26 protein-coding genes and 2 pseudogenes are annotated in these 25,843 nt (G+C 69.1%); 19 read left to right on the top strand and 9 right to left on the bottom strand.

The features are described 5' to 3' along the window. Nucleotide 1 precedes the first annotated feature (1 nt). The 3 genes from AC1MFL_RS12140 to acs are packed head-to-tail and all read right to left on the bottom strand — an operon-like array spanning nt 2 to nt 3,706. Nucleotides 2–406: an SRPBCC family protein gene (locus tag AC1MFL_RS12140; protein ID WP_479810047.1), complete on the bottom strand. Its 405-nt coding sequence runs from the start codon at nt 404–406 to the stop codon at nt 2–4. Further along, nucleotides 403–1,644 carry a flavin monoamine oxidase family protein gene (locus AC1MFL_RS12145; RefSeq protein ID WP_479810048.1) on the bottom strand — a complete coding sequence of 414 codons (1,242 nt, stop codon included), beginning with the start codon at nt 1,642–1,644 and terminating at the stop codon, nt 403–405. The genes AC1MFL_RS12140 and AC1MFL_RS12145 overlap by 4 nt, the downstream gene beginning before the upstream one ends. A 43-nt stretch (nt 1,645–1,687) precedes the next feature. After that, nucleotides 1,688–3,706 (bottom strand): acetate--CoA ligase, encoded by a 2,019-nt coding sequence (gene acs / locus AC1MFL_RS12150; RefSeq protein WP_479810049.1) that lies wholly within the window; start codon nt 3,704–3,706, stop codon nt 1,688–1,690. A 409-nt stretch (nt 3,707–4,115) separates the two neighbouring features. Between acs and AC1MFL_RS12155 the strand changes: the two genes are divergently transcribed. The 3 genes from AC1MFL_RS12155 to AC1MFL_RS12165 all read left to right on the top strand — a co-directional run bounded on the left by AC1MFL_RS12155 (nt 4,116) and on the right by AC1MFL_RS12165 (nt 7,057). Further along, a complete protein-coding gene (locus tag AC1MFL_RS12155) occupies nt 4,116–5,453 on the top strand; it encodes a hypothetical protein (protein WP_479810051.1) in 1,338 nt (445 codons plus the stop codon). Nucleotides 5,454–5,534: 81 nt separating this feature from the next. Next, on the top strand, nt 5,535–6,362 hold the full coding sequence (gene nth, locus AC1MFL_RS12160) for an endonuclease III (protein ID WP_479815446.1): 828 nt from the start codon (nt 5,535–5,537) through the stop codon (nt 6,360–6,362). Next, a complete protein-coding gene (locus tag AC1MFL_RS12165) occupies nt 6,359–7,057 on the top strand; it encodes an NUDIX hydrolase (RefSeq protein ID WP_479810052.1) in 699 nt (232 codons plus the stop codon). Before nth ends, AC1MFL_RS12165 begins: the two co-directional genes overlap by 4 nt. On the opposite strand, the gene AC1MFL_RS12170 is transcribed toward AC1MFL_RS12165, so the two are convergent. Then, entirely contained in the window at nt 6,982–7,257 is a 276-nt protein-coding gene (locus AC1MFL_RS12170) for a YegP family protein (protein WP_479810054.1), read from the bottom strand. The genes AC1MFL_RS12165 and AC1MFL_RS12170 overlap by 76 nt on opposite strands. A 141-nt stretch (nt 7,258–7,398) precedes the next feature. Then, nucleotides 7,399–9,120 carry a bifunctional 3'-5' exonuclease/DNA polymerase gene (locus AC1MFL_RS12175; RefSeq protein WP_479810055.1) on the bottom strand — a complete coding sequence of 574 codons (1,722 nt, stop codon included), beginning with the start codon at nt 9,118–9,120 and terminating at the stop codon, nt 7,399–7,401. Between the two features lie 126 nt (nt 9,121–9,246). Here AC1MFL_RS12175 and ssd point away from each other — a divergent pair, with 126 nt between their 5' ends. The 13 genes and pseudogenes from ssd to AC1MFL_RS12240 all read left to right on the top strand — a co-directional run bounded on the left by ssd (nt 9,247) and on the right by AC1MFL_RS12240 (nt 20,145). Then, entirely contained in the window at nt 9,247–10,452 is a 1,206-nt protein-coding gene (ssd, locus tag AC1MFL_RS12180) for a septum site-determining protein Ssd (RefSeq protein ID WP_479810056.1), read from the top strand. Further along, nucleotides 10,449–11,693 (top strand): TadA family conjugal transfer-associated ATPase, encoded by a 1,245-nt coding sequence (locus AC1MFL_RS12185; protein ID WP_479810057.1) that lies wholly within the window; start codon nt 10,449–10,451, stop codon nt 11,691–11,693. The genes ssd and AC1MFL_RS12185 overlap by 4 nt, the downstream gene beginning before the upstream one ends. Further along, entirely contained in the window at nt 11,690–12,520 is an 831-nt protein-coding gene (locus AC1MFL_RS12190) for a hypothetical protein (RefSeq protein WP_479810059.1), read from the top strand. Before AC1MFL_RS12185 ends, AC1MFL_RS12190 begins: the two co-directional genes overlap by 4 nt. Then, complete coding sequence (locus AC1MFL_RS12195; RefSeq protein WP_479810060.1) at nt 12,517–13,128, top strand: type II secretion system F family protein; 612 nt, start codon at nt 12,517–12,519, stop codon at nt 13,126–13,128. Before AC1MFL_RS12190 ends, AC1MFL_RS12195 begins: the two co-directional genes overlap by 4 nt. A 161-nt stretch (nt 13,129–13,289) precedes the next feature. Beyond that, nucleotides 13,290–13,568 carry a hypothetical protein gene (locus tag AC1MFL_RS12200; protein ID WP_479810062.1) on the top strand — a complete coding sequence of 93 codons (279 nt, stop codon included), beginning with the start codon at nt 13,290–13,292 and terminating at the stop codon, nt 13,566–13,568. Beyond that, nucleotides 13,523–14,980 (top strand): recombinase family protein, encoded by a 1,458-nt coding sequence (locus tag AC1MFL_RS12205; protein ID WP_479810063.1) that lies wholly within the window; start codon nt 13,523–13,525, stop codon nt 14,978–14,980. Before AC1MFL_RS12200 ends, AC1MFL_RS12205 begins: the two co-directional genes overlap by 46 nt. After that, nucleotides 14,977–15,303 (top strand): hypothetical protein, encoded by a 327-nt coding sequence (locus AC1MFL_RS12210; RefSeq protein WP_479810064.1) that lies wholly within the window; start codon nt 14,977–14,979, stop codon nt 15,301–15,303. The genes AC1MFL_RS12205 and AC1MFL_RS12210 overlap by 4 nt, the downstream gene beginning before the upstream one ends. 155 nt (nt 15,304–15,458) lie before the next feature. Beyond that, a complete protein-coding gene (locus tag AC1MFL_RS12215; RefSeq protein ID WP_479810066.1) occupies nt 15,459–15,686 on the top strand; it encodes a hypothetical protein in 228 nt (75 codons plus the stop codon). Nucleotides 15,687–15,786: 100 nt separating this feature from the next. Beyond that, nucleotides 15,787–16,488 carry a hypothetical protein gene (locus AC1MFL_RS12220; RefSeq protein WP_479810068.1) on the top strand — a complete coding sequence of 234 codons (702 nt, stop codon included), beginning with the start codon at nt 15,787–15,789 and terminating at the stop codon, nt 16,486–16,488. 722 nt (nt 16,489–17,210) lie between these two features. Next, nucleotides 17,211–17,408: pseudogene (locus AC1MFL_RS12225) on the top strand (WhiB family transcriptional regulator); the annotation flags it as partial. 32 nt (nt 17,409–17,440) lie between these two features. Further along, on the top strand, nt 17,441–17,692 hold the full coding sequence (locus AC1MFL_RS12230; protein WP_479815619.1) for a hypothetical protein: 252 nt from the start codon (nt 17,441–17,443) through the stop codon (nt 17,690–17,692). Nucleotides 17,693–17,964: 272 nt separating this feature from the next. After that, nucleotides 17,965–19,146, top strand: coding sequence for a phage major capsid protein (locus AC1MFL_RS12235; protein WP_479810069.1), 1,182 nt, complete (start codon nt 17,965–17,967; stop codon nt 19,144–19,146). Nucleotides 19,147–19,833: 687 nt separating this feature from the next. Beyond that, nucleotides 19,834–20,145 (top strand): hypothetical protein, encoded by a 312-nt coding sequence (locus tag AC1MFL_RS12240; protein WP_479810071.1) that lies wholly within the window; start codon nt 19,834–19,836, stop codon nt 20,143–20,145. Between the two features lie 241 nt (nt 20,146–20,386). Here AC1MFL_RS12240 and AC1MFL_RS12245 read toward each other — a convergent pair whose 3' ends face one another. Further along, a complete protein-coding gene (locus tag AC1MFL_RS12245; RefSeq protein WP_479810072.1) occupies nt 20,387–20,521 on the bottom strand; it encodes a hypothetical protein in 135 nt (44 codons plus the stop codon). Between the two features lie 368 nt (nt 20,522–20,889). Next, on the bottom strand, nt 20,890–21,171 hold the full coding sequence (locus AC1MFL_RS12250; protein ID WP_479810073.1) for a hypothetical protein: 282 nt from the start codon (nt 21,169–21,171) through the stop codon (nt 20,890–20,892). 441 nt (nt 21,172–21,612) lie between these two features. On the opposite strand from AC1MFL_RS12250, the pseudogene AC1MFL_RS12255 reads away from it, so the two are divergent. From AC1MFL_RS12255 to AC1MFL_RS12265, 3 genes and pseudogenes are all read left to right on the top strand, one after another. Further along, nucleotides 21,613–21,732 (top strand): annotated as a pseudogene (locus tag AC1MFL_RS12255) (DUF4244 domain-containing protein); the annotation flags it as partial. Nucleotides 21,733–21,755: 23 nt separating this feature from the next. Then, on the top strand, nt 21,756–22,223 hold the full coding sequence (locus AC1MFL_RS12260; RefSeq protein WP_479810074.1) for a TadE family type IV pilus minor pilin: 468 nt from the start codon (nt 21,756–21,758) through the stop codon (nt 22,221–22,223). Next, entirely contained in the window at nt 22,220–22,597 is a 378-nt protein-coding gene (locus tag AC1MFL_RS12265) for an Rv3654c family TadE-like protein (RefSeq protein ID WP_479810075.1), read from the top strand. The genes AC1MFL_RS12260 and AC1MFL_RS12265 overlap by 4 nt, the downstream gene beginning before the upstream one ends. A gap of 19 nt (nt 22,598–22,616) precedes the next feature. Here AC1MFL_RS12265 and AC1MFL_RS12270 read toward each other — a convergent pair whose 3' ends face one another. Then, the gene (locus tag AC1MFL_RS12270; RefSeq protein ID WP_479810076.1) at nt 22,617–25,004 is read right to left on the bottom strand and encodes a DEAD/DEAH box helicase; all 2,388 of its coding nucleotides are present in this window, start codon (nt 25,002–25,004) and stop codon (nt 22,617–22,619) included. A gap of 114 nt (nt 25,005–25,118) precedes the next feature. Next, complete coding sequence (locus tag AC1MFL_RS12275; protein ID WP_479810078.1) at nt 25,119–25,811, bottom strand: GNAT family N-acetyltransferase; 693 nt, start codon at nt 25,809–25,811, stop codon at nt 25,119–25,121. Between the last annotated feature and the right edge of the window lie 32 nt (nt 25,812–25,843).

Genomic DNA, 25,843 nt, shown 5'->3' on the forward strand with positions numbered 1-25,843 from the left:
CCTAACGCGCCGCGAGCCGCTCTATCCGCCGCAGCGCCAGGGCGCATACCGGAAGGTACGCCGGCGCCCACCACGGGACGGTGAAGGTGACGAGGCAGCCGCCGGGCTGCGGAACAACCCGGTGGCCGGTGGCCGGAACCCCCGCCACGGACCAGGACCAGTAGCGTCCCGGCTCAAACGCGGTCACGGTGTAGGGCAGCAATACACCCAGAACTGTGCGGACCCTACCCCGGCTGCCGAGCCCAATCCCACCGGGTGCTGGTACGGGTCCGGCCGGGCTTGCGGCCGCGGCCGGCTCCACACCGGTGACCGAGGGCCCCCAGGCCTGCCACTTCCTGGTATCGGTGAGCAGAATCCAGGCGTCCTCCGCGGGCGCGGCGATCCGGCGCGACACGGAGAAGGTCATCTGGGCCGACCGAGGATGGCCAGTGCGGCCCGGTGGCCACTGACGAGCGCACCGTTGATCGACGCCGTTTCCCGGTGATCGCCGCAGATGATCAGCCTGGACGGGCCTTCCAGAGGCTGCCTGGGCCGCAGCGGCGGCGGTTGCAGGGGCAGGGCATGCGGGATCTCGTGTCTCGCCACGAGCTCCCAGCCGGCTGTGGAGGAGCGGAAAAGTTCCGCGGCGTGGCGGCGGACGTCGTCGTCAGTCGGGACCGGCCGGCCCGGGCCCAACAGTGCTGAGGTCTGGATCAGGTGCCGCCCGGCGGGGGCGTAGCTCGGTGCCGCGTTTGAAATGACGGCAGCGTTGACCAGCGGACCGCCCGGGTGTGCGCGGCCGTCAACGTGGAGCATGTCCGCGCCGCTGGGTGCCGAGTCGGAGGCGAACCAGTGCGTCAGCACGCCCTTCATGGCCGGGACGTCGCCGCCGGCCAGTCGGGCGGAGCTGACCGGATCAGCGGCGAGGACGACGTGGCGGGCCCGGATCCTGGCATTCCCGGCGGTGACCAGGGTCGCGCCGTTGTCCGAATGGATCGACTCCACCCGGGTGGAGGTGCGCACCGGGGCGGTGAGGGATTGCGCCAGCTGCCGGGGGAGGGCCTGCATGCCCTCGCGCGGCAATCCGGGCACCCCGGTCGCGAAGACCCGCACAAGCTGCAGCGCGAATTCGTTTGAGGTGCTGCCCTCGTCCTCCAGCAGGACGCCGGCGAGGAACTGGTCCACTGCCCTGCGCAGTTCGCCGGAGCATCCGGCCCGGTCCAGGGCCTCCCGCAGCGGCAGGTCAGCGCCGGGATGCCGCCGGTGCCCGGCGAACGCCGGGGCGGCCCAACGCAGCAGCCCCATGGCGGCGCGGGGATCAAGCAGTCCGCTGCGCAGGGTCTGCAGGATCAGTCCGGGCTCGCGCAAGGGGTGGGCGAGGACCGCGACGGAGTCCCGCCGGCGGACCCGGAGGCCCGCGCCGAACGCCTGCAGCGCCAGGGCCTCGACGTCGACCCAGCGGCGGACCGCCGGGTACGCGGGATTGAGCACCTGAAAGCCGCGGTCCACGAGGAAGCCGTCGATCCGGTCGGTCCGGATCCTGCCTCCGACATCGTCGGATGCTTCCCACACCAGCACCTCGCGCCCGGCGGCCTGCAGCTCCCGGGCGCACTGCAACCCGGCCAGGCCGGCGCCAATGACGAGGACGTCGCACGCGTCTGTCACCGCTGCAACGTTCCGCCCTGGACGGCCCGGACCGGGTGCGTCCTCACTTTCTGAGCGAGTTCGCGATCTGGGCCATGACGGTGTTGTCGGCCAGGGTGGTGGCGTCGCCGACTTCGCGTCCTTCCGCGACGTCCTTGAGCAGGCGGCGCATGATCTTGCCGGAGCGGGTCTTGGGCAGCTCGGGCACCACGAGGATGGTCTTGGGCTTGGCGATCGGCCCGATTTCCTTGCTGACGTGGTTCCGGAGTTCCTGCACGATTGCGTCCCCGGTGTCCACGGCGTCCCCGCGCAGGATCACGAAGGCGACGACCGACTGGCCGGTGGTCTCGTCCGCGGCTCCCACGACGGCGGCCTCGGCGACGGCGGGGTGGGAGACGAGCGCGGATTCGATTTCGGCGGTGGAGAGGCGGTGTCCGGAAATGTTCATCACGTCATCGACCCGGCCGAGCAGCCAGATGTCGCCGTCCTCGTCCTTCTTGGCGCCGTCCCCGGCGAAGTACATGGTCTCGAAGCGGGACCAGTAGGTTTCCTTGAAGCGCTCCGGGTCGTTCCAGATGCCGCGCAGCATGGCCGGCCACGGCTCGCGGATCACGAGGTAGCCGCCGGAGCCGTTGGGCACCGACTCGCCGGCCTCGTCCACAACGTCCACGGCGATGCCGGGCAGCGGGACCTGGGCGGAGCCGGGCTTGGTGGCCGTCACCCCGGGCAGCGGGGCGATCATCTGCGCGCCGGTTTCGGTCTGCCACCAGGTGTCCACGATCGGGGCGGGGTTTTCCTTCCGCTCACCGTTCTTGCCGGCGTTGCCGCCGATGACCTCGCGGTACCACATCCACGCCTCGGGGTTGATGGGTTCGCCCACGGAGCCCAGGACGCGGATCGAGGAGAGGTCCGACTTCGCGGGGATCTCCTTGCCCCACTTCATGAACGTCCGGATGGCGGTGGGGGCGGTGTAGAGAATGGAGACCTTGTACTTCTCCACGATCTCCCACCAGCGGCCCTGGTGCGGGGAATCCGGGGTGCCCTCGTACATCACCTGGGTGGCGCCGTTGAGCAGCGGGGCGTAGGCGACGTAGGAGTGCCCGGTGATCCAGCCGACGTCGGCCGTGCACCAGTAGACGTCAGTTTCCGGTTTGAGGTCGAAGACGGCCTTGTGGGTGTAGGCGGTCTGGGTGAGGTAGCCGCCGGTGGTGTGCAGGATGCCCTTGGGCTTGCCGGTGGTGCCGGAGGTGTAGAGGATGAAGAGCGGGTGCTCGGAGTCATGCCCGACGGCGGTGTGCTCGGCGGAGGCGGTCTCGACCGTGTCGGCCCACCAGTGGTCCCGGCCCTCGTGCCAGTCGACTTCCTGGCCGTTGCGCTTGACCACGACCACGTTCTGCACGGTGTGCCCGTCGTGGGCCAGGGCCTCGTCGACGGCGGGCTTGAGCGCGCTGGGCTTGCCGCGGCGGTAGGTGCCGTCCGCGGTGACGACGAGCTTGGCCTCGGCGTCGTCGATCCGGGAGCGGAGCGCCTCGGCGGAGAAGCCGCCGAACACCACCGAGTGGATGGCGCCGATCCGGGCGCAGGCCAGCAGTGTGATGACGGCCTCGGGAATCATCGGCAGGTACACAGCCACGCGGTCGCCCTTGGCGACGCCGAGGGATTCGAAGGCGTTGGCGGCCCGCTTGACCTCGTCGGTGAGCTGGGCGTACGTGTAGGTGCGGGTATCGCCGGGTTCGCCCTCGAAATAGATGGCGACGCGGTCCCCGTTGCCGGCCTCGACGTGGCGGTCCAGCGCGTTGTAGGCCGCGTTGACCTCGCCCCCGACAAACCACTTCGCAAACGGAGGGTTGGACCAGTCCAGGGCCTGCGTGAAGTCCTTGCTCCAGCTCAGCATTTCGCGGGCCTGTTTCGCCCAGAAGGCGGGCCGGTCGGCGTCGGCCTCTGCGTACTCTGCGGCGGTGACCACCGCGTTGGCGGCGAACTCGGGGGAAGGGGCGAACTTGCGGTTCTCCTGCGACAGGTTTTCGAAGGCATCGCGCTGGGGAGCCTGCGTCGTCGTGGAGCCGGGTGTCTGCTGGGACATGGTGAACCTCATCATTCATCGATCCGTGCTGCGGCGGAGCGTCCGTTCCGCCGCAGCACCGGGGCGCTTACGCGTCCTCGGGCAGCGGCTGGTCACGGGCGTACCGCAAAGAGCTGTTCCGAAATACACACTATCGCCTGCGCCGGGTCTGACGTGTGCCGCGTCACACAGTGAACCGTGAGCGGTGTTTGTTAAGCGCCGAATGGCGGCCGGACGGCTCGCGAAGGCGCCGGCGGGGGCCGATTCCGTGCCCCCGTGCCCGGCTTGTCAGCTAGTGATCGGCCGGCCACTTGACTAGGCTGAGATGAAGTTGTGACATCCGATGGAGGCGACGGGACCGCCCGCGGTCCCTGCTCGGCCTGCCGTTAGACGGCGCTGTCCAGGGTGCCGCCATGCTAAGGAGAACCGAATGAACGAGCAAGCAAACGGGCAGCTGAAGCCGTCCGCCCAAAGCCAGGGCAACGGCACGGCCGACCGGCCTGCCGGCTACGGGGAAGCACCCCGTTTCACGGTGGACAAGGCAGAGCGCAAGACGGCCGGCACCAGGAACGAGGCGGTCCTCGGACCCTTCACCATCCGCGACCTCACGGTTTTCGGTTCGACGCTGATTCTCTTCGTTGCCTCGCTGATCCCGATGTTTGCCGTCCGGTACAACCTGTGGAACCTGGGCAGCCTGTTCTTCCTGGGCCTCGGGATCCTGCTGCCCGTACTTGTTGCCGCGCTGTTCGTGGCACGCCGGCTCAGCCCCGCGACGAAGCTCCGGATCGGCTCCCTGTCGGTGGACCAGTTCGCCTCCGTGGTGGCGTCCTTCGCTGTCGCGTTCTTCTTCCTGGCCGTCGCAGGAGCCTACATCCCCAGCATGTTGCTGGCACTCGTCGGCGCCCTCGGGCTGCTCTCGGCCACCGTGCTGGGCCGACTGATCCCCTTCTTCGCGGGTGATTTCCTGGGCCGCGCAGAGGTCCCGGCCCACATCGTGGCCCGCGAATCGGCAGTCCCCGTCCGCAAGCCCCGCGCCCCCAAGGCGCCGAAAGCGGCCAACGATGAGCACGCGCCGAAGGCAGCCGGCGCCAGTGCCGTCGCAGGCTGGGCGAAACGGATGACCTCGGGCGGGCACTCCGACGCCGCCGGCGCAGGCTCAGCGGGTGCCCCCGCCGGGGTGGCACCCGCAGCCGGCGCCGCTGGTGTCGCTGCAGCCGCGGGGGCCGCTGCCGGCTCCGCCGCAGGCCCTGCGGTTTCGACGCCGGCTGCGGAGCCGGAAGCGCAGGCCCGCACCGTCGCGCCGACCCCGGTCGTCAGCTCCCCGGAAACGCGGATCACGGGCCTCGTGCCTGCCGCGTCCGGGGCGGCGGCACCGTCCGCCGCTGAGCAGACCCAGGCAGCGGCCCTCACTCCCACGGCCGGGACTGCCCCCGCCGAAAAAGCAGCGGCCGAGGAAACCCGCGCCGCCGAAGTTCCCGCCCCCACCACCGTGAACCCACAGGTGCGCAAACACGAGCCGATCGGCGCCACCGTCGACCCGGCGAGCCGCCCGGAGGAACATGAGGTCCACATCGTCCATGAGGCATTCTGGTTCGCCGTCGCCCAGCCCCGCACCGCCGTGGACGAGCACAGCGGCGCACCGGCCTTCGTGATTGAGCCCGGCGGCTGGGTGCTCGCCCTGGAGGACCGGGGACACGAGTTCCTGGTCCAGCACACCGACGGCCGCGTGGGCCTGCTCCGGGACCTCAGCAACATCGAGCGCGGTTAGCCAGACCCGGTGGCCACCGAGTCCAGCAGCCCGGCCCCCGGCAGCGCCGCGCCCGGCCGCACCAACCCGGGTCCCGCAAACGTGCGTGCCAAGAGTGCCGGGCCGAAAAATGCCGGCCCGCGGGCGCCGGGGGAGTCGCTGCTGGGCCTGAAACGCCGGGCCCGCCGGATCAACAAGGCGCTTGCGGAACAGTATCCGTATGCGCACGCGGAACTCGATTTCCGCAGTCCGTTCGAGCTCCTGGTCGCCACGGTTCTGTCCGCGCAGACCACGGACGTGACCGTCAACCAGATCACGCCCCTGCTGTTCGCCCGCTACCCGGACGCGCGGAGCATGGCGGAAGCGGACCCGGCGGAGCTGGAGACCATCATCAAGCCCACCGGGTTCTTCCGGGCCAAGACCCGGAACCTGATGGCGCTGTGCAACCGGCTCGTGGATGAGTACGACGGCGAGGTGCCCGGCCGGCTGGCCGATCTGGTGACGCTTCCCGGCGTCGGACGGAAGACGGCGAACGTGGTGCTCGGTAATGCGTTCGGTGTCCCAGGGATCACGGTGGACACCCATTTCGGCCGGCTCGCCCGCCGCTTTGGCTGGACGGAGTCCGATGACCCGGTGCGGATCGAGTCCGACGTCGCGGAACTCTTCGAACCCCGCGACTGGACCATGCTCTCGCACCGCGTGGTGTTCCACGGCCGGCGCGTGTGCCATTCGCGCAGGCCGGCCTGCGGCGCCTGTGCCGTGGCGAACTGGTGTCCGAGCTACGGGATGGGTGAGACGGATCCGGAGAAGGCGAAGAAACTGTTGAAGTACGAGCTTTCCCCGGGGCAGGAGGAGCTGCTGTCGAAGCTCCTCGCAGAGACACACCGGGCCGCGGAAATCCGGATGGAATCCCAGAGGAAGCCGCTGTGACGGCCCGCCAGGACCTCATTGATCTGGTGGCCGCGGTGGAGGCCGGAACGGCCCCGTCCCCGGACCCGCGCTGGCGCGAACTCGTCGTCGAACCCGGCGGGCGGATCCGGCGGGCGGCCGTGCTGATGCTTTTCGGCTCCCTCGATGACGTCCCGGCGACCTCGGTCAAACTCCTGGCGCCGGCCGATCTGGACGTCCTGCTGCTGCAGCGGGCCCAGACCCTGGATGACCATCCCGGCCAGGTTGCGTTCCCCGGCGGCGGCATCGACCCCGGCGAATCCGTCATCGGCGCGGCCCTGCGCGAAGCGAAAGAGGAAACGGGACTGGATCCGGCCGGCGTCGAGGTCCTCGGCGTGATGCCGGAACTGGCCCTTCCCCGCGGGAACTTCCTGGTGACGCCGGTGCTGGGCTGGTGGGCCTCCCAGTCCCCCGTGCGGGTGGTGGACTACGGCGAGTCGGCCCAGGTCTTCCGCGTCCCGGTCCGGGATCTGCTGGACCCGGACAACCGCGTGATGGCCACTGTGACCCGGGCGGGGCAGACTTTCCAGAGCCCGGCTTTTACCGTCAATGACGTCGTGGTCTGGGGATTTACCGGGATGATCCTAAACCAGCTCTTCGATCAGCTGGGGTGGGCGGTCCCGTGGGACCGCACGAGCCTGCTGGACGTCGATGCCTGGAGCCGGCTCGACGGCTGAGGCGCGAAATCCGGAACCCTCCGGGACTTGTCGACGACGAGCCCGGTCGCCGCGTTCTCCCGCACCGCGGTGATTCCCGCGGCTGCGCCCTTGATCGTGTTGAACAGTGGTGAAACGGCGACCACCGTGCCGTCGGGTGCCGTGAGCTTGAAGAAATACTGCTTCCCGCCGGCCTCGGCGATCTCAAAAATGCCAGCCAATGTGCTGCCTCCCCAGAAAACTATGCGTCCTTGCATGGCCGGCGGATTGTTGGATCACCGACCGGCCTTTCGAGGGTAACTGCCCTCACTCGCGGCGCACAACGCTACCGGCGGGTACATTACGCCGGGTGGCCCGGGGGACTATTTGGCGTTGTCGTAGGAGTCCACGACGGCGATACTCACCGGGAATTCCACCGGGATCCTGCCGAACAGGAGCTCCTTGGCGGCGTTCGCTGCTTCCTCGATGACCCGGACGCAGTCGGCCACCCTGTCCTCGGGGCAGTGGACCATGACTTCGTCGTGCAGGAAGAAGACCAGATCCCCGGCGGGGGTGCCGTCCGCACGCAGGGAGCGCAGCCGGCGTCGCAGTTCTGCCAACCAGCAGGCGGCCCAGTCCGCAGCGGACCCTTGAACCACGAAGTTGCGGGTGAACCGGCCGCGGGAGCGGGCGATCGACTCGGCCCGCCGCTGTTCCTCGGCGCTGGTCGACTGCTGGCTTTGCAGCCAGCGTTCGGACGGCGGCGGGCTGCTGCGGCCCAGCCGTGACGTGACGGTCCTCCCGGCCTCGCCTTCGCGGGCGGCCTGTTCCACGAAGCCGACCGCACGGGGATATGTGCGGGTCAGCTGGGGCATCAGCCGGCCCGACTCGCCGGTCGTTGCCCCGTAGACCGCACCGAGCAGCGCCACCTTGGCCTTGGCTCGGTCGCCGCCGAACCCCTGCGCCGCGATGCCGGCATACAGGTCCTTGTCGCGCGCGGCTTCGGCCATCTTGGAATCCTGCGCCAGTGCCACGAGCACCCGGGGCTCAAGCTGCGAGGCGTCGGCGACGATCAGTTTGTGCCCCGGATCGGCATGCACCGCGCCACGGATCTGGCGCGGAATCTGGAGCGCCCCGCCGCCCCGGGAGGCCCAGCGGCCGGAGACCACCCCGCCCACCACATACTCCGGCTGGAACCGGCCGTTCTTGACCCACGAGTCCAGCCACACCCAGCCGTTGGCGGCGTGCAGGCGGGAAAGCTTCTTGAATGCCAGCAGCGGCTCGATCGCCGGGTGGCTGGATTCCTTGAGTTCCCACTGCCGGGTGGTCTTCACTTCGATGCCGTTCCGGTGCAGGGCCCGCATGAGCTCCTGCGGTGAATCCGGGTTCAGCGAGGGGGAATTCAGCAGCTGCCGCAGTTCGGCGGTGAGCGCCTCCAGTTTGGCCGGACGGTGGCCCAGGGGCGGCCGGGGGCCGAGGTAGTCCACCAGGATCCGCTCGTGCAGTTCCTCGCGCCACGGCACGCCGGTATGCTGCATTTCCGCCGCGATCATGGCGCCGGCGGATTCGGCTGCGAGCAGCAGCTGGAGGCGCTGCCTGCGGTTGTCGCCGTGGCGTTCGACGCCGGGCCCGCCCGCCTGGCTGAGGGCCTCCTGCTGCGCGGCGTATTCCGTGCGGAGGTCTTCGGGGCTGTGGCGGGGCGTGCCGCGCATGCCGGGATCATCAAACAGGGCGCCCTGGTCAGCCGGCGGGGGAGGGGGCTGCAGTACCCGCGGCGGCTGCAGCTCATCGTCCTGGGTCAGTTTGTCGGCGTTCTGCGCGTATGCCGTGTGGGCGGTGAACTCCGAGTGCGCGAGGATCGCGCCGCACAGGGTGAGGTCGTAGCAGCGTTCCAGTTCGACGCCGGCGGCGAGCAGCGCGGGGTACCAGTCCTGGGTGCGGTGCCAGATCCAGCGCGGCCGCCGCAGTTCGAGCGCGCGCACGACGCCGGCCAGCTCGGCGGCACCGACGATCCGCGGCACCGGTGTGGCAGGGTGCGGGGCGCCGTCCGCGGTGAGTTCCTGGAGGGCTGCGCCGTCAGCGTGGGCGGCGAGCAGCAGGTACATAGGGTCAATTCTGCCCTGCGGGCGGCGTTCCCGGGGCACCTGGCCTGCAGGGTCCTTGCCGCGTGCTTATCCACATAGCGGCCGGCGCGGGTTATGGCGGGTTCCGAGGAGGGGAAGACTGGCCGCATGAGCAGGCACCAGCTATCGGGTTCCGGGCCCGGCCCCCGGTCCGGCTTTCTGCCCGGCCCCGCGCCCGGGCCGGCTCCCGGGCCGGGTCCGGCTGCTGGACCGGCCCTTGCTTCGGCCGCCGCGCCGGGCCCGGCTTCGGCCGCCGCGCCGTGGCTGCCGGCGGAGTCGTCGGAGGACCTGCTGGTGACGGGGTCCGAGCTGCTGCGCGGTGAGGTGGAACGCGTCGTGGCGGCGTCCGGCGGCCAGCTGCGCACGGTACGGAACCTCAGGGAGGCGGCGCCGTTTTGGGACAGGGCACCGGTGGTGCTGATCGGCAGTGACCTCGCCGACTTGCCGCCGCGGGGACGTTCACCGGCCGTCCTGGTCGGCCTCAACGGCGACGGCGACGGCCTCTGGCAGCTGGCGGCCGCCATCGGTGCTGACCGGGTCGCGGTGTTGCCCGACGCAGCCTCCTGGCTCGCCGAGTACCTCAGCCGGTCCCGCACTCCCGAATCCGGCGGAACAGTCCTCGGGATTGTCGGGGGGTGCGGCGGCGCGGGGGCCAGCACGGCCGCGGTCTGGCTGGCCCAGGCCGCCGCCCGGGAGGGGCTGCGGGTGCTGCTCGTCGACGGTGACCCCTGGGGCGGGGGCCTGGAGCTGGCGCTCGCGGCCGAGGACATGCCCGGTCTCCGCTGGCCGGATCTGGCCGACGCCAGCGGCACGATCGATCCCCGCCAGCTCGCCGATTCCCTGCCCCTGGCCGGCGGGTTCCCGTTCCTTTCCTGGCCCGGGACCAAGGAGCGCCACAGCGCAGTGGACCACGCCGTCGTGGCCGGCGTGCTGGACGCCGCCCGGCGCGGCTACGAGTTGGTCCTGGTGGACATCGGCCGGGCCCGGGAAGCCTTGCGGACTTTCGCCTGGGACTGCGACCGGATCGTTGTCGTGGCGCCCGCGCTGCTGCGGGCGGCCGTGGCGACGGCCCGGCTCCTGCAGGACCTTCCTGCGGTGGAGACTGTGCTCGTGGTGCGGGGCAACTCCGGGGCCGCGCTGGACGCCGAGCTGATTGCCGCGTCCGTCGGGTTGCCGCTGGCCAGCATCATGCCCGACGTCAGGCGCGCCACGGCCGCGACCGAGCTCGGGCGCCTGCTGGATACCGGGCGGCAGCGCAAGGTGCGGCGGTTTGCCGGAATGGTGCTGGACTTCGGGCCTGGAGCCACCGGTTGAGCGCCCATTCGGCGCCCGGGCCACCGGACAGTGGCGGGCCCCCGGGCGCCGCGCGGTACCGGCGTCCTGCCCGCGCCTCCGTGGACGCGCGGCTGCTGGAGTCCGTCCGCGAATCCGTGATGTCCGACGCCGGGCCGGTGACCCCGTCCCGGGTGGCAGCCGCCGTGCAAGCGAGTGGACGCCTGCTGGGGACGGCGGGCGCCCTGGCCGCGGTCGAGGGGATCAGCGCGGAACTGAACGGTCTCGGACCCCTGCAGGCCCTGGTCCGTGACCCGGCCGTGACGGACATCTTCGTCAACGGCCCGGGCTCTGTCTGGCTGGACCGCGGCGGCGGACTGGAGAGGGCGCCGGTGGCGTTCTCCGGCGAAACGCAGGTCCGGGCGCTGGCGGCGCGGCTGGTGTCGGCCGGCGGGAGGCGCCTGGACGATGCCTCACCCTGCGTCGATGTCAGGCTCGACGGCGGCTTCCGGGTCCATGCGGTGCTGCCGCCGATCTCCACGTCGGGGACACTCCTGAGTGTCAGGATCCGGCGTGAACGGGTCTTCTCGATGGAAGAGCTCAGGCAGAACGGGATGTTCGGGACACTCGTGCGGTCCGTGCTGGAACGGATGGTGGAACACCGTCTGAGTTTCCTCATCAGCGGGGCCACCGGGTCCGGGAAGACCACACTGCTGGCCACGCTGCTGGGCCTGTGTTCGCCGGGCGAGCGGCTGGTTCTGATTGAGGACGCTGCGGAGCTCAACCCGGTTCACCCGCACGTCGTGTCGCTGGAGGCGCGACACGGAAACCTTGAAGGTGGTGGCGTGGTGGATCTGGGAGAGCTCGTGCGGCAGTCCCTGAGGATGCGGCCGGACCGGCTGGTGGTGGGGGAGTGCCGGGGTGCTGAAGTGCGCGAGCTGCTGGCTGCCATGAATACCGGCCACAGCGGAGGTGGTGGAACCATCCACGCCAACACCGCGGCCGACGTGCCCGCACGGTTAACGGCGCTGGGTGCGCTCGCCGGGTTGGGGCAGGACGCGGTGCGCCTGCAGGCAGCCAGCGCGCTCGACGCAGTGGTCCACGTGGAAAGGAAGAACGGTCGTCGCACCGTGGCATGCATCGGTGTGTTGGAAGGCGGCCCCGTGGGCCTGGTCGTCAGTTCCGCACTGGACATTTGCGGCGGAGCAGTCCGTTGCGGGCCAGCCTGGCCCGGGCTGGCGGGCCTTCTCGGATTTGATCCGGCCGCGGCGGGAACTGCATGACAGCCCTGCTCATTGGCGTCCTGGCGCTCGCGGTGTTTCTGGCGCTCTCCCCGCCGCGGGCCCCCCGCCGACGGATTCGCGCGGCGTTTGCTGCAGCACAATTTGTGCCAGCCGAGGGCCTCCGGGCGGATTCCGGCAGGCTGCCCGGATGGCGGCGCCGGAACGCGCCCACAGTTTCGATGACCCTGCTCGTGCAGCAGATGGCGGCGTTGCTGAAAGGTGGCCGCACTCCAGCGCGGTTGTGGGATGAGCTGTGGCTCCTGCACGGGGGCGGCCCGTCCGGCTCCCTGCACGGGGGCGGCACCTCCGACCGGAGCCCGGAGCTGGCACCAGGATCCGTGCGGCTGCTCGCTGCAGCCCGTGCCGCTGCGACGCGCGGATCCCCGGTCGCGGCGGCCATCCGCTCCGGGGGCGCGGCCCTGTCCGGCGGACCGGGCGCCCGGCGGACCAGGGGCGGCGGTGCAGGGCAGGGTCTGCGCGAACGTCGCGTCTGGGTTCAGCTCGCGGCGTGCTTCGACGTTGCCGAGGCCAGCGGCTGCCCGCTGGCAGAGGTGTTGACCCGCTTCGCGGCCCAGCTCGAGGCCGAGGACGACGCCGAGGCCGCCCGTCAGACGGCGTTGGCCGGGCCCCGCGCGACCGTCCGGCTGCTGACCTGGCTGCCGTTCCTGGGCGTGGGCCTGGGCATGCTGCTGGGTGTGGACCCTGTCGAGGTCCTGCTGGGGACCCCTTTCGGAGCGGCGGCGCTCGCGGCGGGTCTTGCGCTGACCGCGGCAGGCCGGATCTGGTCGGCGCGGCTCGTTCGCGCCGCTGCCGGACTTCACTCATGACAGCCGACGCGGCCGGCCTGTCGGTGCTTGCGATTCTGGCCGTCGCCGCCGTGACGGCGTCGTCAGAGCGTGGGGTGTCCCGGCGGAGGCTCCGACGCCAGCTGCAGTCTGTCCCGGGCAGCGGAAACTCACACCTCTCAAGCTCCGGCCACACGCCGGCCGGGGAAATCCACGGCCCCGGTATCGGCGACGTGGCAATGATGCTGGAGCTTATCGGCGCGATGCTTGACGCGGGAGCCGGGCTTGGCCGTGCGTTGGCTCTGGTGGCCGAACTCGCAGCCCCGGACGTCCGTGGCCCGCTGCGTCCGGTCGTCGCGGCGCTCGCCATTGGCGCGGACTGGGAAACGGCCTGGCGCGGTTGCGACGTCCGGTCGCCGGAACTCCTCGCCCTCCGACAGGCGCTGGGATTCGCAGCCCTTACCGGAGCCCCGTCCTCAGCCATCCTCTACGCCCAGGCGGCCCGCATGCGCCGTGAGCGATTCCGGTCCGCCGAGAAACAGGCCGCGGCCCTGGGCGTGAAGCTCGTTGTGCCGCTGGGCCTGTGTTCACTGCCGGCCTTCATCTGTCTGGGAGTCGTTCCGGTGCTGCTGGCCATGCTGCCGGGCTGACGCCGTGGGGTGGAAGGCGGTGCAGGGGAGCATTCCTCCACAGTCCCCATTGGGGGCGGTTTTTCCACTTGGCAGGGAAAGCGGCTTACCTGCCGCCGCGCCAGCCGGAAGAGTCTAGGGACAGCCGGCGGTACTGCCGGCACCCAAGGAAAGGAAAGCCCATGTCAGTCCAATACAACGCGCCCGCCGGCACCCGCAGGGTCCAGCACGTCCGGCACATCCAATACGTCCGCTCCGAGACGGACGGCGCAGAGATCCGCGAGATCTACCCGGGCGCCGCCGCTGTTGAGCCGTTCCGGGCGCGTCGCAGAAAGCTGTTCGGTTCCGAGAGCGGGATGGCGACGGCCGAGTATACGGCTATCTTGTCAAGTTACTATGGCGGTAAGCTTCCGGCATGGGACAAGGGCAGCCACAACGGGCCGCGATATACGTGCGGATAAGCAGGGACCAAGCGGGGACCGGGCTCGGCACGGAACGGCAGGAGACGCTATGCCGTGAACTGGCCGGCCGGCTGGGCGTGGAAGTTGCCGAGGTCTATTCCGATAACGATGTCTCGGCCTACAGCGGCCGCCGGCGTCCTCACTACGAGCGCATGTTGGCCGATATTGAGGCCGGCCGGCTGGACCTGGTCCTGTGCTACCACTCGGACCGGCTCATGCGGCGGACAAGGGACCTGGAACGCTATATCGATGTTTGCCGGCCGGCCGGTGTCGTCACTCATCAAGTCAGTGCCGGAGTCTTGGACTTGTCCACGGCTACCGGGCTGGCGGTCGCTAAAACTGTTGCGGCATGGAATCAGCACGAGTCGGACCACAAGGCGGAGCGGATCAAGGCGCAGAAGAAGCAGGCGGCCGCCGCGGGCAAGTACCTGGGCGGGCGGATTCCCTGGGGTTGGCTGAAAGTGGACACGATCACGGACACCCTCGGCCGGAAGCGTGGCGGCCGCGTGGTCGTGGATGAAGTCGCGGCCGGGCTGATCCGGTCCGGCATGGAGACCATTGTCGCCGGCCGGTCCCTCATAAGCGTTACGCGGGACTGGGCGGACGCCGGCGCGGTGAGTCTGAGCGGGCGGCGCATGAACACCACGCAGGTTCGGCGGGTGCTGATGCGGCCGCGGAATGCCGGGCTGGTGACGTTCCACGGGCAGGTCGTCGGTGATGACTGGCCGGCCCTGGTGCCGCTGTCGTTGTTGCGGAAAGTTGAGGCTATCCTGACGAGCCCGGACCGGCCGCGGCAGTCGGAGTCCAAGTTCCGGTATCTGCTCTCCGGGATCGCCGTCTGCTACTGCGGGCGGCACATGACCGGGTTCGGCGTTGAAACGGGCCGGCGCTCCTACCGGTGCAGTGTCCACCAAGAGGGCGGGCGGTACGTCGGCGGCCACGCTAACCGGGCCATGAGGCCGCTTGATGATTATGTCCGGGCCATGGCTGGCGCATACCTGGCGCGGGAGGACGTGCGCGCCGCGCTGGTCGCTGAGCTCCAAGCACAAGAGGACCGGTCCCGGCCCGTCGAATCCGCGGACGTCGTGGCGCTGCTCAACCGAAAAAAACAGTTGGCACGGCTGTTTGGTCAAGGCCAGATTTCCGAGGATCAGCTCACCGAGGGCACCCTGGAAATTGAGAAGATGGTTAACGCATTGGAGAGCATGGCGGCGGCAAACGGCGGAAGCCGTGCGCTGTCCGGGGTGCTTCTGTCGGATGATCCGCGGGCGACGTTCCTGGCGTCGCCGGTGGATATTCAGCGGGAGATTCTGCGGGACCAGTTCACGATTGAGCTGCAGGAATCCGGGCCGCACCGGGGCGAGTTCGATCCCGAAACGGTGAGGATGCAACCGAAGGCGGCGGGCGCGTGAGCCGCCGAAAGCCAAAGAGCCGGCAGGCGTTCGTCTTGCTGTTCTGCACCGGCCGGCAAACTCATGACCGAAGGGCCCTGGCCAGGGTGCTGTATATGGACGCATTGGAGGGGCCCGGCCTGTGGGGCGTGGAAGTCGAAGGGCACAAAGGCAGTAGCGGCACGAACCACACAAGGTTCAGCGGTGCCGGATTCCAGCATGCCTATGCCTTTCGGTGCCCGTCGTGCCGGGCGGACGTGCGGCTGAACGATGAACGTCTCAAGACCATCACGGCGGGCGCTGTTGCCGCCGGTCTCCGCTCCCTTGACCTGTCGAACTTCTAGCGGCCAAATTTTCATGGGGTATCGTCTACTTCTAGTAGTCGAAGCGGATTAGTTTTTTCCGTACAAGACCGCGCCGGGTGTAGGGGCGCGCGAGGTTTCTTTCTGGCAATCGGTCTCCGTCGGGCCGCGGTTTTTCCATGCCTGCGGAGATGCAAATGACTACACCGTCCGATTCCTGGACCCATGAACGCGCTAAAATCGCGTCCCTGTCCCGTTCCCGCCCCGCCGGTGATCCTGAGTTGGTCACGGCGCGGCAAAACCTCAAAGCGTTGCGGCTCGAAGAACACGTCCGCGAAAAAGTGGCATCCTGGCCGCCGCTGCGCCCGGAGCAAGCCGCACGAATCGCCGGGCTGCTGCGTGCCGCCGGCGGTGCCTCAAAATGAGGGCAGCAAAAAGGGCCCGCGCCGCTGGTAACGGTTCGGGCCCCAAGGTAAAGCATCCAGCCGTGAGTCTACGCGCCGGCGAGTTCCTGGCGGTGGCGGCGTGACCTGGACCAAACTCTCCGACGACTTCACGGACGACTGCTGGACGCTGTCCGACGCCGCGTACCGGCTCCACTCGGACGGGCTGGTCTGGTCCAACCGGAAGCTCCTCGACTGCGTCATCCCGAAAGAGGATTTCCCCCGGTTCGCAAAACGTCCGGAGGCTATCCAGGAACTGCTGGACGGGGGGTATTGGTCGGACGTCGGGCCGGCCTACGTGATCCGGCACCAGGCCCGATATCAGCGTCCGCGGGAGGCCGTCATTAAGCAACAGGAGGCCAACACCGCGAACGGTGTCAAGGGTGGCCGGCCGCGGGAACAAGTCCGGGAACTGAAAACCGAACGGCTAACCGAACCGCTAACCGAACGGCTAACCGAACGGGTTCTGAAAACCGAACCGCTAACCGAACGGCTAACCGAAAGGGACAGGCCGGGACTGAAAGAAGCTCTAGAAGAAGAAAGAGAAATAGAAGCTTTGCCGGTGCCGTCTAGTTTTCGTGCTCTTTCGTCTACGGAATGGACGCCGGCGGCCGATGCGGGGTGGTTGGATTACGCGCCGGCCCCGGTCGGGTCGTCTGCGGATTCGTTTTGCCATGGCTGCGGGGTGGAGCTGGTCGCCGGGAACGCCGGCAGCTTGTCCGGCCACTGCCGGGGTTGCTCGGGCCCGGCCGGCTGCTCGAATTGCATGGACGGTCCGGAATGATCGGCGCGGGGGTCCCGCCCGTGGTCAGGACGTGTGCGGCGTGCCGGCGTGACCTCCCGGCGGGCGAGTTTGGCCGGTGCAACTCCGGTCGGGGTGCGGGTATCGCTGCGGCTGCGGCTGCGGCTGCGGCTGCGGCTGGTGCTTTGCCGGTCCTGGTGGCTTCCGGGGGTCCTTCCGGGGTGTCTGCCCGTCGCGGACCGTTTGAGGCCGTGTGCGGGCCACACGGCGTTCCGGTGCCGCTGGTGTTGTTCGGGGTGCCGAGGTGAGTGCCGACGACGACGGCCGCCGGCAGGATCTCGGGTTGTCGGTGCTTCCGCCGGACACGCCGGACGCTCCGGAGCTGGCCGGCCACAAGTGCCTGGATGGGTGGCTCCCGGACGTCGCCGGCCGCGCCGTGCCCTGCCTGATCTGCAAGCCTCACCTTTCCCGCGTGCGAATTCCCGGCCGCCGGACGACGTGGAAGGCGCGGCGGTGAACCGGCCGGCCGCTGTTCCTCGATTCCTGGCCTGTACCCGCGGAACACGGAACACGGAACACGAACGTCTTGGGGACCTATGGGCCGGCCGGGTTGTAGCGCAGTCAGGTCACGTCTTTGTGACCAAGGTGTGTCCGGTCACGTTGGGCCGGCGGTCATGACGGACCGCCGGCCGAATCTGCCGCGGACCGCTGCGCGCGGGAAGCAACGGCCGGACACGGACCGGCACGGGGCCCACGCTGACCTCATGGCCGCGCTCGGTGCGGTGCTCCGGGCTGGTGGGTCGGTCCCGTGCCTGGGGAATCGTGCGTCGTGGGCGTCTGAGGATGTGGCGACGGCGGCGGCAGCTGCGGCCGCGTGCCTGGGCTGTCCGGCCATGGGCCCTTGTGGTGCGTATGTCGCGGCGTATCCGGAGCCGGCTGGCGTGTGGGCCGGCCTGTCAACCAAGCAACGAAACCAACGAACTAAGGACGCAAAATGGGCAGCACACAGATTCAGCGGGACACGCTCGGACTTATTCACGGGTACGCCGTGGACCCGGCCGGCGCGGTCGGGATGCTTGCCGGCATGGAGCCGGACGAGGTCCTCGAGCTCACGGTTTACCTGCTCGGGATGATGAAGGCGGCGCGGACGGTCCGGCCGGATCTGGGCCTGGCGGATTGGGCCGCGCTGATGCTCCGGCACCTGGACGAAGAGCGGGACCTGGCCGGGACTGAGGAACCGGAATAATGGCGGCGCTGCGGGTGGCCGGCGACGGTACATTGGTCCCAACGTCGCCGCCGTCGCAAACGGCCGGCCGGCGTAGGTGCCACGGCACCGCCAGGGATTGTGTGCCCGCCAACGGCACCGGTCAAGGTCAAGGGACGAGGGCGCTTTTGCGGGCGTCAAGTTTCGAGGAACCAGGACCCGGTCGCCGCCCGTAGAGCTCGCCCAGGTGTTCTCAAACCACTTTCGCGCGCCGGCATCCGGTGCACATTTCCCTGCCCTGAAAGGGGTCAATCATGAGTGTCAAAATTGAGAAGCTGCGGGCGTCCGCGGGCGCTGCTGCTAAAGAAGCGCGGGCCATTGCTGAGAAGGCGGGCGACGCCGGCCGGGACCTGACCGCGGGCGAGAAATCCGAATATGACCGGCTGCGGGCCACGGCCGTTGGGCACCTGGACGCGCTCAAGACGGCCCTGGCTGACGAGGAAATTATGGCGACGGCGCGGGCCCTCGCTGCCGACATTGACGGGCCCGGCGGTGCCGGTGCCGGCGTGGACCGGCTCGCGCTTACCGGCCGTGGCCGGAAGGCTGCGGCGGTCGGTATCGCCAAGAAAATGCACGCTTACGGTGGGGACCCTGCCGGGCGGAAGGCTCTGGTGGAGACGGGTTCGGTGCTGACCTCCGTGCCGGTATCCGGGGACGCGGTGCCGCTAGGCCGGCCGGCGACGTCGGTCCTGGACTTCCTCACCCTGGTCCGGCGGGAGTCCCCGACGTTCAAGACAATGCGGCAGGTCACGCGGACGAACAACGCGGCCGTGGTGCCGGCCGGCGGAACCAAACCCCAGTCGGTGTACACGATTCGCGGGGTAGACAACGAGCTGCAGACGGTAGCTCATTTGTCCGAGCCTCTTGACAAGTACCTGCTGCAGGACTCCGGGAACCTTGAGCGGTTCATTGCCGACGAAATGCTTTACGGTCTGGGCCTCGCCGTGGAAGCTGAGATCCTGAACGGCGACGGCACCGAGGGCCACATTGCCGGCATCCTGTCCACGTCGGGGACCCAGTCCGTTGCCGCGGGTGCGGACGACGTCGTGACGCTGCGGGCGGCGCTGACCGCGCTGGAGGTCGCCGGCCACGTGGGGTCGGTGTTCATGCTCAACCCTGCCGATTGGGAGAAGATCGAAACCAAACGGAACCTGTCCGGGAACTTTGACCTCGGGGGCCCGGTTGACCGTGCGGCGCGGACGGTGTGGGGCGTCCCCGTCGTGGTGTCCTCCGCGGTCACTCTGCGGACCGCGGTTGTCCTGGACGCTTCCGCCGTCGCGGTGGACACGGACCAGCAGGGAATCGAGACTCTTTGGGATTCCTCGGGCGTCCTCTTCGATAAAAACCAGGTCAAGGCGCGGACCGAGGGCCGGTTCTCCGTGAGCGTGTTCCAGCCGCTCGGCGTCGCTGAGATCACTTTGCCGGCGGCAGCATAAGCCGGCCCCTTTGACCGGCGTCAACGTCACTCGCTGCGGGTATCCACCACGTAGCGGGAACGATGGAAGACCTCCCCGCCCTGGCATGAGGCGGGGACCCTGGTCTTCCAGCGCCTGATAGTGCGGCCCGGCGTTTCTTCCCCTTTCCGGGAGACGCCGGGCCGGTTTCGTACCTGGGGGGTGCCTCGGCCCTGGGGTGGGGGTGCCCTTGCTAGGGGTGGGGGTATCTGCTCCGGGGGCAGGGGGCACGGGTGCCGGCCCGGTCATGGCTGGCACGGACCGGACGGGGGAACCAATGACGGCGGACAACACGGACCGCGGCGACGACGTCGGGAACGGGCAGGGTATCCCTGCCGGGGCGCACCGCCGGCGGCCGGCTGCCCGGACAACTCGGGCAGGACCCGGACCGGACGGCGGGGAACCTCACGGCACCGGACCCGGCCGGACCACCACAAAGCGCTGTCCCGGACGCGAACACTGCGGCGCACCACTGACCCGCGAAACGGTACGGAAACGCGGGAAATAAGGCAGCGTGCGTCTCTGAGCACACACCGGGGGGTAAGTGGGTTGGAATCGCTGGCTCATACGTCCGGAAACGCGAGATCCGGCAGTGATCTCTCTGTCTGCGGCCACTTTTAGCCCTGGGCGGTTCATGTGGAACGGAAAACGGGAAGGCGTCTAAAGGTTATGGACACTCAGCGGGAAGCATTGGAACGAACGATTAAGGCGGGGGTCGGGCTCCTGACGGATAAGCACGCGGCGCTCCTGGCGTTGTGCCGGGAGCTTGCGGGGCAGATGGACGACGCCGGCTATGACGCCGCGCCGTCGACCCGGTTGTCCGCGGCGTACTTGTCCGCGCTCAAGGATCTGGGCCGGGCCCTGGCGGTGCCGGTGGTGAAGGAGCGGGCCGGCGGGAAGCTCTCCCAGCTGCGGGGGCTTCAGGGTGGTGTGCCGGTGCCTGGTGTTGTGCCGGCTCGACGTCGGCGGGCGGGGGCGTGATAGGCGACGCCGTGCCCGTGGGGTGCGGGTGCGGGTGTTGCGCGGCGGTCCTCGCGGAACTGGCGGCGCTCCGGTTTGAGCTGGGGCAGCTGGCCGGCCTGGTCGTCGTGGCCTCGGTCGGCGGCGACTATGCCGGTCCTGTTCCAGCAGCTAGTCCGGATGGCCTCCACGGCGGAAATTGAGGACGACACAAAGCCCTCCCCGGACAGTGCGGCTCCGGGGAGGGCTTGTCGCTACTTGGCTAGCGGTTCGTGAATACCCACCAATGAAATACCAGCCCGGCGACGTTTACTGCCGTCTGAATAATCAGGCAGACGTTGGCGATCAGTGGGCTTTGGGCAGGGATGTTCGGCTGGTTTGGGTCGTGCGTGGTCAAGGCGGCTCCTTAGGCAAGGTTTGCCGACCACCTGCAAGCACCCGAGGTTTTTCAACTGGACGTCCACTGGACATTCGATTGCCACGGGCCTCCCGTAACGGGTATGTTTTAGGTGCTAGAACATTCCCTAAGATTCCTTTCGGTTCCCTTGCATACGGTGCAGGTGTCGGATTAGGACTTCGACGGACAGCAACCTCGCCCGGTTTTGGATTACAGCCAAAACCGACCACGGCGAGGTTGATTTGTATCGCCAGGAGCCGGAATGGTCCGGCTCATGAACCCAGTCTATTGAGAATCGCCAACATTGTCCGGGTGGGCGAGTATTACACGGTTGTTGCATCAGGCAGAACCGTTGAAATCCTCAAAATCTAGGCAAACCACTCCGTAATCCACATGGATATCCCCAGTTGCACCCCTGCTTGTGCTTCGTCTGGTTTGCGGTCGGGGTCCAGTCCGGTGGTGGCCTCGAGCTGGTAGTCGTCGCGGCCGTCAATGCTGGCGGCGAGTTCCCAGACTCCGGGACGGACCTCTTGGGCTGTGACGGGCATATCCGCGGGGATTGAGGCGGGCCGGGCGTACTGGCCGCCGGGGTGTCCGGGTGCCGGCTGGAAGGTTAGGCGGCGGGTGGTGCGGGCGGCGGTCCTGGTCATAGCGGTTTTCGCTTTCTCTGGTCTGGGCAGGGGGCGGGGAGAACTAGAACGGACTCCCGGCGGGAGAGCTACTTCTAGGTGAGTGACCCCTACCCCAAAAAAGCCCGCCGCCCCCGTCTCCGCTCTGCTGCATTTGCCCACGACACTTGGACCCGGCCCATTTTGGGCCGTGTCTTCCGGTATGGCCTGGACTCCGGAGCTAACGGGCGTCTCGCCTAGGCGGTTCTAGGCGTTCGGTGGAGATGTAACCGCGCCCCTCTGGTTATGCGCGGGGAGGGCTGGAACGCGCTGGGACGCTCAACAGCCCTGTGAAATATCAGACCCGGCCGGTATGCTGGGGATGCAGTCAAGGGAGCTATTGATTGCCACGCCCGGTAGATGTTTCCGCATCTGACCGGGCACTACTTGTATGAAGACAAGTAACTCCACCCATTGTTTGTATACGCCATTGCCACCCTGGCCGCGGTGGGGTTTGCCGGCATCCTCGTCTTCATCATGCGCAGTGACGAGGTCCGGGGTTTTCTGCTGAACCTCATCCGCACGGCGCTCGCCTTGCCATGAACCGCGGACGGCAGCCCGGAGGCGTGAACCGGGCAGGCGCGCCCCCTCGAGCGGACGCGCCTGCCCGCCCGTGGCCGGCCGGTCGCTCCGATCCGGGCCGCGGGGCCGTCACGGCTGAATTCGCGGTGGCGCTGCCCGCCGTCATGCTCCTGCTGGCGCTGCTGCTGGCCGGCTCAGCGGCGGGAGTCACCCAGCTGCGGCTGGAGGAGGCCGCGCGGGCCGGCGCCCGCGCCCTGGCCCGGGGCGAGGACGCCGGCGCAGTAGGCGCCATCGTCCGGCAGCTCGCGGGTGACTCGGCGGCCTCCGCCGTGGCGTCCGACGGCGAATGGCTCACCGTGACGGTCTCCGGCAGGGTTCCCGGCGCCGTTGGTTCGCTTCTTCCCTGGACATTCTCGGCCCGCGCCTGGACCCGGGGCGAAACGTCCGGCCCGTCAGCCGCGGCCCGGGCTATCCGGACGTGGCGCTACCAGCTGCAGAATCTCGCCGCATGAGCCGGCATTCGACGCGCGTGGCACCGGCAGGCGAGCACCCGGAGCGCGGCGCCGGGACCATCCTGGCGCTCGGGCTGGGGCTCCTGGTCGTCCTGGCAGCGGTCCTGATCGCGTTGCTGGCCCAGTCGGCAGCCTTGGCAACCCGGGCGGCCGCAGCCGCTGATCTGGCGGCCCTCGCTGCCGCGGATGCTGCCCGGGGAATTATCCAGGGAGACCCCTGTGCTGTCGCCGCGGACGTCGCACGCCGGAACAATGCCAGGGTTCTCAGCTGCTCCGAGGGCGCCGGCAGCACGGTCCAGGTCCGCACGGAGCTTTTGGTCCGCACCCCCGTGGGCGGGGCCACCGGCCTGGCCAGGGCCGGACCGCCCCCGTGAACCGGCGGCCGCAGGGGGACTAGGCCTGCAGCGGTGCAGCTGCCTGGTCCGGCTGGCCGGTGCGCATCCGGTCCGTCGCGTCCTTGAGCAGCACGTCGATGAGGGTTACAGCAGCGTCCTTGTCGAGGGGGTTGTTCTTGTTGCCGCACTTGGGAGACTGCACGCAGGACGGGCAGCCGGACTCGCATTCGCAGGCCTTGATCGCGTCGCGGGTGGCGGCGAGCCAGACCCTGGCCTTGTCGTAGCCGCGCTCGGCGAAGCCCGCCCCGCCGGGGTGGCCGTCGTAGACAAAGATGGTCGGCACGCCGGTGTCGGCGTGGATGGCGGTGGACACGCCGCCGATGTCCCAGCGGTCGCTGGAGGCAACCAGCGGAAGGAGGCCGATCGCCGCGTGCTCCGTGGCGTGCAGGGCGCCCGGGAACTGGGCCTCGATCAGCCCCGCGCCGGTCAGCGATCGGTTGTCCATGACAAACCACACCGCTTTGGTGAACAGGTCCCGGGCCCCCAGCTGCAGCGGTTCCTCGCCGAGGATCTCATTCGAGATCAGCGCCTTGCGCTGGAAGGAGACCACCTGCGTCGTCACCTTCACGTCGCCGAAATGCACAGCCACATCGCCCCACTGGGTGGTGCGCTGCGTTTCGAGCACCTCGATCTGGGTCACGTCCCGTGCGGTGGTGTAGTAGTCGGGGTTCGCTCGGCGCACCATCACGCAGTGGTCGTCCTCGTTCAGGTCCTCCACCACGTAGCTCTCGCCCTGGTGGACGTAGATGGCACCCGTGTGGGCCTGGTAATGCGTCTGCGGGGAATCCATGGTCCCGAGCAGGGAGCCGGTGTCGGCGTCCACGATGCTCATCGGGCCGCCGCCGTCGGCCCTCAGGTTCACCATGGCCGCGGCGCTTTGCGGGTGGGTCCAGAACCACCCCGCCGGGCGCCGGCGCAGATACCCCTGGGCCACCAGCTGGTCCAGCAATTTCTCGGACGTCGCACCGAAAAGACCCAGTTCGGCGTGCCCGAGCGGCAGTTCGGCGGCGGCGGCACACAAATGAGGTCCCAGCACATAGGGATTGGAGGGATCGAAGACCGTGGCCTCCACCGAGACGTCGAAGATCGCCTCGGGGTGGTTCACGAGGTAGGTGTCCAGCGGGTCGTCGCTCGCGACGAAGGCTGCGATGGCGTCCTGCCCCGCCCGGCCGGCGCGGCCGATCTGCTGGAACAACGATGCGCGGGTCCCCGGCCAGCCGGCGACGAGCACGGCGTCGAGGCCGGAGATGTCGATCCCCAGTTCCAGGGCGGAGGTGCTGGAGACGCCCAGCAGTTCCCCGGAGCGCAGGGATTTCTCCAGGGCGCGGCGTTCCTCCGGCAGGTAGCCCGAACGGTAGGCGGCGACCCGTTGCGGCAGGCTGGGATCGACCTCGTCGAGGAGGCGCTTAGTGATGGAGGCAATGGTCTCGGCGCCGCGCCGGGACTTGATGAACGCAATGGTGCGCACCCGCGAGGAGACCAGGTTGGCCAGCAGGTCCGCGGTTTCCGCCACGGCTGTGCGCCGCTCCTTGGCGCCGTTCTCGCCCCGGACCTCGCTCAGGGCAGGCTCCCAGAACGCGACGGTGGTGGAGCCGTGCGGCGAGGAGTCCTCGGACACGGCACGGACGGGAGCGCCGATGAGCCGGCCGAAGGAGGTCCCGGGCTCGGAAGCCGTGGCCGAGGCCGCGATGAACACCGGCCCGGACCCGTCGGGGCTGTAGTAGGCGCAGATGCGGCGCAGCCGCCGCATCAGGTTGGCCACGTGGGATCCGAAGACGCCGCGGTAACTGTGGGCCTCGTCGATGATCACGTAGCGCAGCCGGCGGAAGAACCGAGCCCACCAGGCGTGGTTGGGGAGGATCCCGAAGTGCAGCATGTCCGGGTTGGCCAGGATGAAGTTCGCGTGGTCCCGGATCCAGCGGCGGGAGGCGGGGTCGGTGTCGCCGTCGTAGGTCTCTGCCCGGACGGTGGGGAGCTTCAGGGCCCGGATGGCAGCCAGCTGGTCGGCCGCCAGGGCCTTGGTGGGCGACAGATAGAGGGTGACGGCGCCGTCGTCGTGGATCTTGCCCGGTTCGGCGAGGACCCGCAGCTCGGAGCGGTGGATCGCGTCCAGCGCCGGCAGCTGGTAGGCCAGCGACTTTCCGGAGGCGGTGCCGGTGGCGATCACGACGTGCTCGCCGGCGTGGGCGAGGTCGGCGGCCTGGATCTGGTGGCGGTACGGCTCGTGGATGCCGAGCGAACCGTAGGCGTTCACCACATCGGGATGGGCCCACCCGGGCCAGGGCGCGTGGACGGCCTGGCGGGCGGGGATGGTGCGCACATGACGGAGCTGTTCCGGGTCCGGGCCGCGGCCCAGCAACGGAATCAGGGAATCATGGGGGTTCACTCGTACATTCTTTCACCCGGCCTCAAATCCGCCCGGGGCGCGGAACCCGCCAGCACCCGTCCGCCGGCACTGAACCCGACGGCGCAGGACTGCCGGCCTGGACCTGCCAGGGCCTCAGCCCACGGAGAGGTCGGTGCCCTCGTCCGAGGCGGAGAGCATCAGCACATGGCTGACCGTGGTCCAGCCGAGGTGCGAGTACAGCTTTTGCCCGTCGAGGGACGCGAGCAACAGCCCGTTTTCGACGTCGTGCTCGAAAGCCTGGGCGGCGAGCGCCCGCATGATGAAGCTGCCCAGTCCCCGGCGCTTGTATCCGGGTTCCGTGACGATCTTGTCGAAGATTGCGGTGTGGTCCACCACGAACACCCGTCCGCTCGCGGCCACTTCGTCCCCGGCGTAGACCACTGCGTGGTGGACGCCGTCTGTGCGGGAGGGCACCCACCGGAGGTCATCATCCGGAAGCCAGGGATCCTCCGCGTCCTGGGTCTCCATGTCCACGATCATCATGGTCTGCGAGGCTGACGTGACGTTGAGCCCGTGCTGCTGGGCGAGGAAATGGTACCGCTGCACGTCATTCGTGAGGATTGTGAGAATCCGGGCTGGTACCTCGGCGGTGACGGCGGCCAGCGTCGCGAACTCGGCATCGGAGGGGTCGTGGGCGAAGTATTCCCATTCGTGGGTGGTGTCCGCCCGCAAAGCCGCGGGGAACCGGCCCTCCCGGCGTGTTTCATATCCCCGGCACCCGGCCCAGCCGGCGACCCAGATTTCCAGCAGATGCGTGGTGTCTGCAACCATGGCCTCAAGACTCATGTGATGAGCGTATTCCAGCCCCGCCACAAGCA

The sequence above is a fragment of the Arthrobacter sp. BG3 genome, from assembly GCF_056680185.1.